10 protein-coding genes are annotated in these 12,139 nt (G+C 73.8%); 2 read left to right on the top strand and 8 right to left on the bottom strand.

The features are described from left to right. Positions 1-76: 76 nt before the first annotated feature. From serC to HNQ79_RS10085, 7 genes are all read right to left on the bottom strand, one after another. Positions 77-1,195: a phosphoserine transaminase gene (gene serC, locus HNQ79_RS10115; protein WP_185029245.1), complete on the bottom strand. Its 1,119-nt coding sequence runs from the start codon at positions 1,193-1,195 to the stop codon at positions 77-79. A gap of 106 nt (positions 1,196-1,301) precedes the next feature. Beyond that, positions 1,302-2,615: a cytochrome P450 family protein gene (locus HNQ79_RS10110; RefSeq protein WP_185029242.1), complete on the bottom strand. Its 1,314-nt coding sequence runs from the start codon at positions 2,613-2,615 to the stop codon at positions 1,302-1,304. Positions 2,616-2,793: 178 nt separating this feature from the next. Further along, positions 2,794-4,077, bottom strand: coding sequence for a cytochrome P450 (locus HNQ79_RS10105; RefSeq protein ID WP_373312561.1), 1,284 nt, complete (start codon positions 4,075-4,077; stop codon positions 2,794-2,796). Beyond that, positions 4,074-4,646 carry a GTP-binding protein gene (locus HNQ79_RS10100; RefSeq protein ID WP_185029578.1) on the bottom strand — a complete coding sequence of 191 codons (573 nt, stop codon included), beginning with the start codon at positions 4,644-4,646 and terminating at the stop codon, positions 4,074-4,076. Before HNQ79_RS10100 ends, HNQ79_RS10105 begins: the two co-directional genes overlap by 4 nt. A 79-nt stretch (positions 4,647-4,725) precedes the next feature. Then, on the bottom strand, positions 4,726-5,160 hold the full coding sequence (locus HNQ79_RS10095) for a DUF742 domain-containing protein (protein WP_185029240.1): 435 nt from the start codon (positions 5,158-5,160) through the stop codon (positions 4,726-4,728). Next, the gene (locus HNQ79_RS10090) at positions 5,157-5,615 is read right to left on the bottom strand and encodes a roadblock/LC7 domain-containing protein (protein ID WP_185029237.1); all 459 of its coding nucleotides are present in this window, start codon (positions 5,613-5,615) and stop codon (positions 5,157-5,159) included. Before HNQ79_RS10090 ends, HNQ79_RS10095 begins: the two co-directional genes overlap by 4 nt. After that, positions 5,612-7,372, bottom strand: a complete 1,761-nt coding sequence (locus HNQ79_RS10085) for a sensor histidine kinase (RefSeq protein ID WP_185029235.1) — start codon at positions 7,370-7,372, stop codon at positions 5,612-5,614. The genes HNQ79_RS10090 and HNQ79_RS10085 overlap by 4 nt, the downstream gene beginning before the upstream one ends. A gap of 206 nt (positions 7,373-7,578) precedes the next feature. Here HNQ79_RS10085 and HNQ79_RS10080 point away from each other — a divergent pair, with 206 nt between their 5' ends. Together HNQ79_RS10080 and HNQ79_RS10075 are read left to right on the top strand one after the other, a co-directional pair. Continuing rightward, positions 7,579-10,506 (top strand): FAD-binding and (Fe-S)-binding domain-containing protein, encoded by a 2,928-nt coding sequence (locus tag HNQ79_RS10080; protein ID WP_185029233.1) that lies wholly within the window; start codon positions 7,579-7,581, stop codon positions 10,504-10,506. 202 nt (positions 10,507-10,708) lie between these two features. After that, complete coding sequence (locus HNQ79_RS10075) at positions 10,709-11,566, top strand: EamA family transporter (RefSeq protein WP_185029577.1); 858 nt, start codon at positions 10,709-10,711, stop codon at positions 11,564-11,566. Positions 11,567-11,783: 217 nt separating this feature from the next. On the opposite strand, the gene HNQ79_RS10070 is transcribed toward HNQ79_RS10075, so the two are convergent. Continuing rightward, positions 11,784-12,125, bottom strand: coding sequence for an ATP-binding protein (locus HNQ79_RS10070; protein WP_229923527.1), 342 nt, complete (start codon positions 12,123-12,125; stop codon positions 11,784-11,786). Between the last annotated feature and the right edge of the window lie 14 nt (positions 12,126-12,139).

The following is a 12,139-nucleotide window of genomic DNA, read 5'->3' as shown; positions in this document are numbered from 1 at the left end:
CTGCCGGAGGACAGCAATGGGCCCCGGCGCGCGCGCCGCGTGCCGGGGCCCATTGCCTGCGTGCCGCCCGAAGGCGTCAGAGCTGCTCGATGACGTAGTCGATGCAGGCCGTCAGTGCCTGTACGTCCGCCGGGTCGATCGCCGGGAACATCGCCACGCGGAGCTGGTTGCGGCCCAGCTTGCGGTACGGCTCCGTGTCGACGATGCCGTTCGCGCGCAGCACCTTGGCGATCGCCGCCGCGTCGACGCCGTCCGCGAAGTCGATCGTGCCGATGACCTGCGAGCGCTTGGCGGGGTCGGTGACGAACGGGGTCGCGTACGTGGAGGTCTCGGCCCACGAGTAGAGGGCGTCCGAGGAGGTCCCGGTGCGCTTGACCGCCCAGTCCAGGCCGCCCTGCTTGTTCAGCCAGGCCAGCTGCTCGTTCAGGAGGAAGAGCGTGGAGAGGGCGGGGGTGTTGTACGTCTGGTTCTTGAGCGAGTTGTCGATCGCGGTGGGCAGCGAGAAGAACTCCGGGACGTGCCGGCCGGACGCGTGGATGCGGGCCGCGCGCTCCAGGGCCGCCGGGGAGAACGCCGCCACCCACAGGCCGCCGTCGGCCGCGAAGGACTTCTGCGGGGCGAAGTAGTAGACGTCGGTCTCGGTGATGTCGACGGGGAGACCGCCGGCGCCCGAGGTGGCGTCCACCACGACCAGGGAGCCCTCGTCCGCACCCGCCACGCGCTCGATGGGGGCGGCGACACCGGTGGAGGTCTCGTTGTGGGTGTACGCGTAGACGTCGACGCCCGCCTCCGCCTTCGGCACCGGGTGGGTGCCCGGGTCGGAGGCGATCACGGTCGGGTCGGCCAGCCACGGGGCCTGCTTGGCGGCCTTCGCGAACTTCGACGAGAACTCGCCGAAGGACAGGTGCTGCGACTTGCTGTCGATGAGGCCGTGGGTGGCGACGTCCCAGAAGGCCGTCGAGCCGCCGTTGCCGAGGACGACCTCGTACCCCTCGGGCAGCGAGAACAGGTCGCGGATGCCGTCCCGTACCGAACCGACCAGGTTCTTGACGGGGGCCTGGCGGTGGGACGTACCCAGGAGTGAAGTGCCGGTGGCGGCAAGCGCGTCGAGCGCCTCCGTCCGCACCTTGGAGGGGCCCGCGCCGAAACGGCCGTCGGCGGGCTTGATGTCAGCGGGAATCCGGATCTCAGCCACGAGCCGGAGGGTAGCCGCTTCCGGGGGCGGGTGTGACACCCGTCCGGCGGATGAGACGACTGCCACTCCGGCTCGCGCGGTGGATTCCGCCGGGCACAGGTGCTGGTCAGGCCTGCTTGCCGAGCCGGACCGGGACGTCGACGAGGTCGTTCTGGGTGACCACGGGCTTGTTGCGCAGCTCGGACGCGGGCACCGCGAGGGTGAGCTCCGGGAAGCGTGCGTACAGCGCGGGCAGAGCGACGGCGGCCTCCAGCCGGGACAGCGCGGCGCCGGGGCAGACGTGCGGGCCGTGGCCGAAGGCGATGTGCTTGACGGTGTCGCGGGTGATGTCGAAGTCCTCCGCGGTGTCGCCGTGCACCCGCTCGTCGCGGCCGATCGCGCCGAAGGAGACGATCAGCGCCTCGCCCTTGGGCAGGACGGTGTCGCCGACCGGGATGTCCTCGGTGGCGTACCGGAACAGGACGTGCGAGGTAGGGGTGGACCAGCGCAGTGTCTCCTCCACGACGTTCTCCCACGGCACCTCCCCGGAGAGGACCATCGCGCGCTGCTCCGGGTGGGTCTCCAGGCCGATGACGGCCTGGAGGAGCAGGCTGATCGTGGTCTCGTGACCGGCGATGATCATCACCTTGATGGTGTTGAGGAGCTCCTCCTCGGTCAGCCGGTCGCCCTCCTCGCCCGCCTGGAGGAGCGCACTGGTCAGGTCGTCGGCGGGGTGCGCGCGCTTCTCCTCCAGGACGGCGGTGAAGACCTCGTCGATCTCCGCCATGATCCGCGGCATCTCGCCGGGCTCGGTCTCGCTGGAGAAGAACCGGTCGAAGACCTCCTTCATGCGCGGCCCGTCGACTCCTTCGACGCCCATCAGCGCGGTGACGACCTTCATGGGCAGCGGCTGGGCGAACTCGGCCTTCAGGTCGACGACCTCGTCGGCGCCGTGCCTCGCCAGGCCGTCCAGCAGGGTGTTCGTGAGGTCCTCGATGCTGCCGCGCAGCCGCTCCACCCGGCGCACGGTCAGCGCCTGCGCGACCAGGGTGCGCAGCCGGCGGTGCTCGGGGCCGTCGACGGTGAGCATCGAGCGGCCCGGGTTGGCGAGGCCGATCAGCGGCCAGTCCATCGGGATCTCGCCGCGCTGCCAGGCGTTCCAGTGGTCGATGTCCTTCACCAGGCGCGGGTCGTTGAGGAGCTGGCGTGCCTCGGTGTGGTGGGTGACGGCGTAGCACCGCACGCCGCCCAGGAGCTCCACGTGCGCGAGGGGTCCGGCGGCGCGCAGCCGGGCGCCCTCCCCGACGAGGTCCCGGACGTAGGGGTCGAGGACGATCGTCCCGGCGTCCTGGGTGCCGGTGGCCCCGGTGTGCGGGCAGGACTGCGGGGCGGCGTCCGGGGAGGACGCGGCGGTCGTGTTCGTGTCCGGTGCGGTGGTCATCCGTGGCCTCCGTGGGCAGGTGTGGGCGTGGGCGCCGGTGAGGGCGTGAGCGTCACCGGGCGCGCAGGGGTGGGTACGTGGGGGTCACCGTGGGGGGTCGGCGGGATCGGGCGTCGTGGGGGCGGGCGTCACCGTGGGGGTGGGTGTCAGCCGGCGGGCAGCGGTGCGGGCGGGCCGGTCACAGAGCGAGCGCGGGTGTCGGCGTGAACGTCACCGGCAGCGCGGACAGGCCGCGCAGCCACGGGGAGGGCCGGCGGACGAGCGCGTCGGCGGGGACGGCCAGGTCGATGTCCGGAAGCCGGTCGAGCAGGACCTCCACCGCGGTACGGGCGATGACCTCGGCGGTCTCCTGGGCGGGGAACGGGCAGCGGTGCTCGCCGTGCCCGAAGGAGAGGAATGCGTTGTTGCCACCGGTCAGCACGGAGGCGTCGGTACGGATCTGGGGGTCGCCGTTCGCGGCCGCCAGGCCGAGCAGCAGGAGGTCTCCGGCGGCGACGGCCCGGCCGCCGAGGCGGGTGTCGCGGGCGGCCCAGCGGCCGGCCACGTTCTGGCTGGGGGTGTCCTCCCAGAGGACCTCGTTCATGGCTTCGGCGACGCTGTGCCGGCCGCCGGACAGGGAGGCCGTGAAGCGGTCGTCGGTGAGCATCAGGCGCAGCGTGTTGCCGATCCAGTCGGCGGTCGGCTGGTGGCCCGCCGCCATCATCACCATCAGGTCCTGGAGGACGTCCTCGGTGTCGAAGCCGTCGGGACCCGAGGCGTCGGCGTCGGCCAGCATCCGGGACGCCACGTCCTGGCCCGGCACCGTCCGCTTGGCGTCGAGGAGTTCGCTGACGGTGCGGACGACGTGCTGCTGGCCCGCGAGGGCGCGTTCCCGGCCGTCGATCATGTCATTGAGGGCGGTGACGAGGCCCGGCCCCTGGGTGTCGGGGATGCCGTAGATCTTCGCCAGTACGCGGACGGGCAGCAGCATCGCGTACTGGCTGACGATGTCGGTCTCGCCCCGGGTGCAGAACGTGTCGATCAGGCCGTCCGCGAACTGCTCGGCGTACCGCCTGAGTTCGAAGGGGTCGACGGCCTCCAGGGCGTCGCTGACCATCCGGGCGCGGCGGGTGTGGCGCTCGCCGACCGTGTAGAGGATCGACGGCTGGCGGCGGCCGATCATGGGCAGCAGCGGCCAGTCGGCGGGCACCCGCTCCCACTGGTTCCACAGCTCGGAGTCGCGGGAGAAGAGCACCGGGTCGGAGGTGACCTGGTGCAGTTCGCGGTAGCCGACGACCAGCCAGGCCGGGAGGTCGCCGGGGAGGGTGACCGGGACGACCGGGCCGTGTTCGCGGCGCATCTCGCGGTAGAGGGCGACCGGATCGGTCTGGAAGCGGGGCCCGGACAGCGGGACGGCCGTCTCGGCGAAGGCGTCCGCCGCGGACGGGGCGTGCGCCGGGCAGCCCGGGGGTGGTGTGGTCACTGGGCGCTCTCCCGGGCCGTGGTCGACAGTGCGTGCAGGTGCTCGACGAGGGTGATCAGCACGTACTTGGCGGACGTGCGGTTACGGGCGTCGCAGGTGACCATCGGCACGTGGTCGGGCAGGTCGAGAGCCTCGCGGACCTGGGCGTCGGTGTGGTTGTCGTCGCCGAAGTCGTTGCGGGCGACGACGAACGGCGTGCCGTGGTGCTCCAGCCGGTCGATCGCGTACCAGGAGTCGGCGAGCCGGCGGGTGTCGACGAGGACGACCGCGCCGAGGGTGCCGGAGAAGAGGCGGTCCCAGAGGAACCAGAAGCGCTCCTGGCCGGGCGCCCCGAACAGGTAGAGGACCGTGCGCGCATCCACGGATATGCGGCCGAAGTCGAAGGCGACGGTGGTCGAGGACTTGCCGCTGACCTCGCTGAGGTCGTCGATGGCCTCACCCGCGCGGGTCATCGTCTCCTCGGTGTTGAGGGGCCGGATCTCGCTGACGGAGCGGACCAGGGTGGTCTTGCCGACGCCGAAGCCGCCGACGATGACGATCTTGAGTCCGTTGTCGGCGGTGCGGGACAGGCGGGGGCCGCCCGTACGGTCCGGGGCCGGGCGGGGGGCCGGGACCTGTGCCTGCTCTTGTGCCTGACCGGTCGTCGCGTCAGAGGTTGCGGAGGCCAACGAGCACCTGCTCCAGGAGTTCGGGTTCGGGGAGTTGGGCGGATTCCGGGGCGGAACGCGGGTGACGGGCGCTGATGCGGCCCGTGTCGAGCAGGTCGGCGAGGAGGATGCGGGTGATGCCGACCGGCAGGCCGAGTTCGGCGGCGATCTCGACGACGGCGATCGGGTAGTCGCACATCCGCAGGATCGCCGCGTGCTCGGACTGCATGCCCGGCGTCGGGTCGCACTCCGCGACGACCAGCGTCACCAGGTCGAACGCGTCGGAATGGGTACGGCTGCGGCCCCCGGTGACGGTGTAGAGCCGGTCGGGGGAGTCGTCGCGGCCGGGGCGGGGGGCCTTGCGGTGCGCGGGGCGCCCCGGCCGTCCCGGCGAGGTCCTTCGGTCCGGTGCGCCCGGAGTGCCGGGCGCACTCATGCGGGAAGGGTGCTGTCGGCGTCCTTGCCCGTGCTGCCGCGTGCGGTGTGCGTGTCGCCGGTGCGCGGTTCGGCGCTCAGGTGCTCGCCGAGCTGCTCGATGAGTTCGCTCATGTTGTGGCCGATCAGGCCGACGTCGGAGTCCTCGTCGGCGACGACCGCGAGGTGTGCGCCCGCGCCCGCCTCGACGATGAACAGGATGCCGCCGTAGAACTCGGCCATCGCCTGCCGCACTCCGCCGCTGCCGTCGCCGAACTCGATCGACGCGCCGTGCGTCAGGCTCTGGATGCCGGCGGCGATGGCGGCCAGCTGGTCCGCCTGGTCGACGGAGAGCTCGGGGGTGCGGCACAGCTTCAGGCCGTCCCGGGACAGGACGAGGGCGTGCCGGGCGCCGGGGGTGCGCTCCAGCAGGCTCTCCAGCAGCCAGTTGAGCTTCTCGTCGGTGGTGGCGCTCATCGGTTGTCGTTGCCTTCCGGGTGCGGGGCGGTGCTGCGGGGGGTCTTCGGGGCGGGGTCCTGCGCGGCGTCCTGGTCCTGGCCCTGGACTGCCTTGCGGAACGTGCTGAAGCGGTTCGTCGCGGCCCGGCGCTCGGCGGGCCGCGGGGCGGGCCTGGCCGGCGCGTCCGGGCCCTGGGGGTGCGCGGCGGCGAGGGTCCGGCCGCGACGCCGCTGGGGCAGGCCGCTGTCGCCGAACCGGGGGAGGCTGCCGGTGGTCTCGGATGCGGGGGTCTCGGGTGCGGGGGTCTCGGGTGCGGAGGGCTCGGAGGTCTCCGCGGGGAGGCCGGCGCGGGTCCCGGATTGGCCCACGCTCCGGGTCTCGGCGGGGAGCGCGGCGCGGGGCGCGGGCGGCTGCACGGCGCGCGCGTGGTCGGGGACGGCTTCCCGGTCCCGTACGGGGAGGGCCAGGTCGTCCCGGGCGGCGGGGGAGGCGAGGTCGTCGCGTACGGGGGGCAGGCCACGGTCGCGGTCGTCGCGTACGGCGGAGTGCTCGCGGTTCGCGCGTACCGGCGGCAGGCTCTCCCGTTCGGGGAGCGTCGCCGCCTTGAGCGGGGCGCCGGCCGTGGGTTCGCGCCCGGTGCCGGCGGTGGGCGCCGGAAGCCGCGTCGAGCCCGTGTCGTGCCGCAGGGCGGGGGCGCTGGGCTGCGGCTGCTGGGTGAGGAGTTCCTGCGGGAGCAGCATCAGCGCACCCGTGCCGCCGCGCGCGGAGGGCCGGAAGGAGACCTTGAGGCCGTGCTTGCGGGCCAGGCAGCCGACCACCGCGAGGCCCAGCCGGGTGCCCGACAGTCCCGTCAGGTCGAGCGGTTCGGACGACGACACCGCGCGTTCGGCGCGGCGCAGCTGCACGTCGCTCATCACCAGGCCGCTGTCCTCGACGGTGATGATGAGGCCGGCCGGGACCTCCTCCACGTAGACGTGCACCTCGGCCGTGGGCGGGGAGAAGTTCGCCGCGTTGTCGAGGAGTTCGGCGAGCGCGTGCATGACGCCCTCGGCGGCGTGACCGGCGACCGCGGCCTGGCTCGTGGAGTGCAGCCGGATGCGCTGGTAGCCGTTGATGCGGCCCATCGCCCCGCGCAGCACCGACTCCATCACGATCGGTTTCGCCCAGCGGCGACCGGAACGTGCGCCCGTGAGGATGGCGATGCTGTCCGCGAGACGTCCTGCCTGGGCGGTGCGGTGGTCCAGGTGCAGCAGGTCGGCGAGTACGTCCTCGTCCGCGTGCCGGTGCTCCATCTCGCGCAGGTCGGCGAGCATGCTCGTGGACAGTGCCTGCATGCGGCCCGCCGCGTTCGCGCACGCGGACATCGCCGCCGCGCGGGACGCCTCGCCGCGGCCGACCTCGGTGGCCAGCGTGGTGAGCAGGGCACGTGCGGTGGCGTCGGCGCGCTCGCCCAGGGAACGGGTGGTCTCGGCGAGGGCGGTGCCGGTCGACTCGCCGGAGCGCAGCCGTCCGACGAGGCCGGGAACGGTCTCGTGGGCGAACCGGTGGGCGTCGTCGTCCCTGCGGGCGAGGGTGTCGCGCAGGGCGCGCACCTGCCCGCCGGCGTACGTGGCGGTGGTGACGGCGGCGGTCAGCAGGACGGCCGCCAGGCCCCCGCCCCAGGCCAGCGGGGACCGCACCTGTTCGGGGGCGGCGAGCACCGCCCACAGGAGCAGCAGGCCGCTGAGGACCGCCGTGATCGACAGGGCGAGTGCGGACGCTCGACGCGTGGACATGGCGAGGGGCCTCTTGAGGGGGCGAGGGAGAAGAGTGCGGGGGAGGAGTGCGCAGGGAGGATCGGAAGCGGGAAATCCGCCGTAAGGCGTGCTCACTATAAGAGAGTTGATGATCAGTTGGGAAAGTTCTTGTTCGTATTCCCGATAAATACGAGGGACAAGTCGGCCGACTCCGACCGATAGGCCGCACCGTGCATCCTGGGCGCATGGCTGAACAGCGGCGTGAGACGACCGAGTTGGCATCCGGACCCACCTCCGCCCTCGCGGCGGACCTCAGGGCGGCCGTCCGCGGCGAGGTGTCCTTCGACGCCGCCGCCCGCGCCCTCATGACGATGGACGCCTCCAACTACCGGCGGGTCCCGCTGGGCGTCGTCGCCCCGCGCGACCCCGACGACGTCGCCGCCGCCCTCGCCGTCTGCCGGGCCCACGGCGTGCCCGTCGTCCCGCGCGGCGGCGGCACCTCCCTCGCGGGCCAGGCGACCGGCACGGGCGTCGTCCTGGACACCACGCGGCACCTGCGGCGGATCCTCGACCTCGACCCCGGCTCCCGCACGGCGCTGGTCCGCCCCGGCGTCGTGCTCGACGACCTGCGGGCGGCGGCGGCCCCGTACGGGCTGACCTTCGGCCCCGATCCGTCCACCCACAGCCGCTGCACCCTCGGCGGCATGATCGGAAACAACTCCTGCGGGTCGCACTCGGTCGCCTGGGGCACCACCGCCGACCAGGTGCGCACACTGAATGTCCTGACCTACGGCGGCGAGGAACTGCACCTGTCGCGCGGCGGCTGGGACAGCGTGCCCGAAACGCTGCGGCCGGGCCTGCGCCCCCTCGTCGAGCAGAACCTCGCGCTGCTGCGGACCGGATTCCCCGCGCTTCCGCGCCGCATCTCCGGGTACGCGCTCGACGCCCTCCTCCCGGAGAACGGCGTCGACCTCGCCCGCGCTTTCTGCGGCAGCGAGGGCACCCTCGGCGTGGTCACCGAAGCCGTCGTCTCCCTGGTGGAAGCGCCACGCGCGCGTGCCCTCGCCGTACTGGGCCACCCGGACGAGAGCGCCGCGGCCGAGGCGGCGTGCGGCGTCCTCGCGTACGGGCCGCTGACGGTGGAGGGCATGGCCGCCGATCTCGTACCGGAGCGGCAGCGGGCGCTGCTGCCGCGCGGCGCGGCCTGGCTGTTCGTCGAGACGGGCGGCGACAGCGCGGCCGAGGCACGGGCGCGGGCCCAGGACATCGTCCGGGGCTGCTCGGACGCGGTGGACGGCGTGGTGATCGCGGACGCGGCGGCGCAGCGTGCCCTGTGGCGTGTGCGGGAGGACGCCAGCGGGACGGCGACCCGGCTGCCGGACGGCTCCGAGGCGTGGCCCGGCTGGGAGGACTGCGCGGTACCCCCGGCCCGGCTGGGCGCGTACCTGCGCGACTTCCGGGCGCTGCTCTCGGCGCACGGCCTGCGCGGCACCCCGTACGGCCACTTCGGCGACGGCTGCATCCACGTCCGCATCGACTTCGACCTGCTGAGCGCACCGGGAATCGCCGCCTTCCGCCGGTTCTCCGAGGAACTGGCCGACCTGGTCACCGCCCACGGCGGCTCCCTCTCCGGCGAACACGGCGACGGCCAGGCCCGGGCAGAACTGCTGCCCCGGATGTACGGTCCCGAACTGGTCTCCCTCTTCTCCCGCTTCAAGGACGTCTGGGACCCGGCGGGCGGCATGAACCCGGGCGTGCTGGCCCGCCCCGCCCGCCTTGACGAGAACCTCCGCTTCGCCGTTCTGCCGGCGGAGCCGGTGCGCGGCCTCGCGTTCTCCTACCCGCACGACGGCGGCGACTTCTCCGCCGCCGTCCGCCGGTGCGTGGGCGTGGCCAAGTGCCGCACGGAGTCGGTGGCGGGCAGCGCGGGCGTGATGTGCCCCTCCTACCGGGCCACCGGCGAGGAGGCCCACTCCACGCGCGGCCGGGCCCGGCTGCTGCACGAAATGCTCGCGGGCGAGGTCGTCCAGGGCGGCTGGCGGTCCCCCGAGGTCGCCGAGGCCCTCGACCTCTGCCTCTCCTGCAAGGGCTGCCGCACGGACTGCCCGGTGGGCGTGGACATGGCCACCTACAAGGCCGAGTTCCTCCACCAGCACTACCGGGGCCGCCTCAGGCCGCCCTCCCACTACGCGCTGGGCCGCCTCGCCGAGTGGCTGCGGCTGGCCGCCCCCTTCGCCCGGCAGGCCAACGCGGCGGCCCGGGTCGACGCCCTGTCCGCCCTGGCCAAGAAGCTGACCGGCATCGCCCCGGAGCGCAGGATTCCGCAGCTGGCCCCCCGCACCTTCCGCCACTGGGCGCGCACACGCCCCCCGGTCCCCGTCGCCGCCGGGGCCCCGACGGTGCTCCTGTGGCCCGACACCTTCACCAACCACCTCTCGCCCTCCGTGGGCATCGCCGCGGTACGCGTCCTGGAGGCGGCGGGTCTGCGGGTACGGCTGCCTCGCGCGGGCCTGTGCTGCGGGCTGACGTACGTCTCCACGGGCCAGCTCGACCGGGCCCGTGAGGTCATGCGCCGTACCGTGCGGGCGATCGGCGGGGAGCTGCCGGGCGCCACCGCGGAGCCGGCCGGCCAGGGCCTGCCCGCCGCTTCCGTGCGAGCGGCCGGCGGGGAACCGCGCACCGGGGACCTCCCCCTGGTGGTCCTCGAACCCAGCTGTGCCGCCGCCCTGCGCACGGACCTTCCCGAGCTCCTCCCCGACGACCCCGCGGCGGCCCGCCTCGCCGCCCGCGTCCGTACCTTCGCGCAGACGCTGGAGGAGTACGCCCCGCACTGGACCCCGCCCCGGCTGGACCGCCCGGTCGCGGGCCAGACCCACTGCCACCAGCACGCCGTCCTGGGCGACGACGCGGAACGCCGGCTGCGCGACCGGGCCGGTCTGACCGGCACACTGGTGGGTGGCTGCTGCGGCATGGCGGGGAACTTCGGCTTCGAGAAGGGCCACTACGAGGTGTCCACGGCCTGCGCCGAGGACCAGCTGCTGCCCGCCGTCCGGGCGCTGGTGCCCGGCGGTGAACTCCTGGCCGACGGCTACTCGTGCCGGACCCAGCTGGAGCAGCTGACGGAAGGACCGCGCGCCCGTCACCTGGCCGAGGTGCTGGCGGACGCGCTGTAGTGCGGGGCGGGGGGCCGGGCCCGCCCCGGAAATCCGGTGCGGTGCAGCTACCTGGCATGCCACCATGAGGTACAGCCCATTGAACAAGAGGTGCATCACAGTGAACGAGGTTCAGGCTCCCGCCGGAGTCACCGCCGACGCCGAGGCCGGTGTCCTCGCCGCGAGCAAGGGCGGGCTGAAGGGCGGTGGGCTGCGCGGGCGCATGCGGGGCGGTGGGCTGGGGCCCGTGGCGCTGGTGGTGGCCGGGGGGTTCTCCGTCCAGTTCGGGGCCTCGCTCGCCGTGCTGATCATGCCCAGGACGGGGGCGGCGGGCGTGGTCGCGCTCCGGCTCGCCCTGGCCGCTCTGGCGATGCTGGTCATCTGCCGGCCGAAGGTACGCGGGTACACGAGGGCGGACTGGTCGACGGTCCTGATCTTCGGCGTGACCATGGCGGGGATGAACGGGCTGTTCTACCAGGCGGCGGAGCGGATTCCGCTGGGGGCCGCGGTGACGCTCGAAGTGCTCGGGCCGCTCGCCCTGTCGGTGTTCGCGACCCGGCAGTGGATCAACGTGGTGTGGGCCGGGCTCGCCCTGGCGGGAGTGGCGCTGCTCGGGGTCGCCGGGTTCGGCGGGCTGGACCTGGCGGGGGCGGCCTTCGCGCTGGGTGCCGGAGCGTGCTGGGCCGCGTACATCGTCTTCAGCGCACGGACCGGGCGGCGGTTCCCGCAGGCGGACGGGCTGGCGCTGGCGCTGGGCGTGGCCGCGGTGCTGAGCCTGCCGCTGGGAGTGGTGAGCGCGGGGGCGAAGCTGTTCGACCCGATGACGCTCCTGCTGGGGGCAGCCGTGGCGCTGATGTCGTCCGTACTGCCGTACACGCTGGAGATGATCGCCCTACGGCGGATGCCGGCGTCGACGTTCGCGGTGCTGATGAGCCTGGAGCCGGCGATCGCGGCCGGGGCCGGGTTCCTCGTGCTGCACCAGGCGCTGTCGCTGGTGGACGCGCTGGCCATCGCGCTGGTCATCGGCGCGAGTGTGGGAGCGGTGCGCAGCCAGTCGCGGCGGAAGGTGCCGTCGGCGTAGGGGCGGTTGCGGAGCCCCGCGGCAGCCCCGGGGGTGCGGCCGGACGGCACGGTCCGGCACCCCCTGCCCCGCGGCGGAACCGCGCCACCTGGCACCGCGCCACGCGGCACTGCGGGACCAGGCAGCCCGCCCCCCCCCCGCCGGAACCACCGCCGCCGAGCCATCCGGCACGGCAGCGGAGTTCCCGTCCCCCCTGTACGGAGCCGGCGGCTGAGGGCTACCCCGGCCCCAGCTCTGCCCAGACGCACTTCCCGACCCCGGTACGGTCACTCACGCCCCACTGGTCGGACAGCTCGGCCACCAGCCCGAGCCCGCGTCCGCCGCACGAGTACGGGTCCGGAACCCTCACCTCCGGCCATACGGGGGAAGCGTCGTGCACCTCGATACGCACCATGGACCCGCTCCGGCTGAACCGGGTGGCCACCTGCCGCCCCGGCACCCGGGCGTGCTGGACGGCGTTGGTCAGCAGCTCGGAGAGCACCAGTACGGCCGTGAACTCGCACTCCGAAAGCCCCCACGAGGCCAGGGACTTGCGGAGCTCCCCACGTGCCAGTCCCACGCACCTGGGATGCC

Origin of the sequence: Streptomyces candidus (assembly GCF_014207445.1) — a bacterium.
GTDB classification, from domain to species: Bacteria; Actinomycetota; Actinomycetes; order Streptomycetales; family Streptomycetaceae; genus Streptomyces; species Streptomyces candidus.
This window is presented reverse-complemented; position numbering and strand designations above follow the sequence as displayed.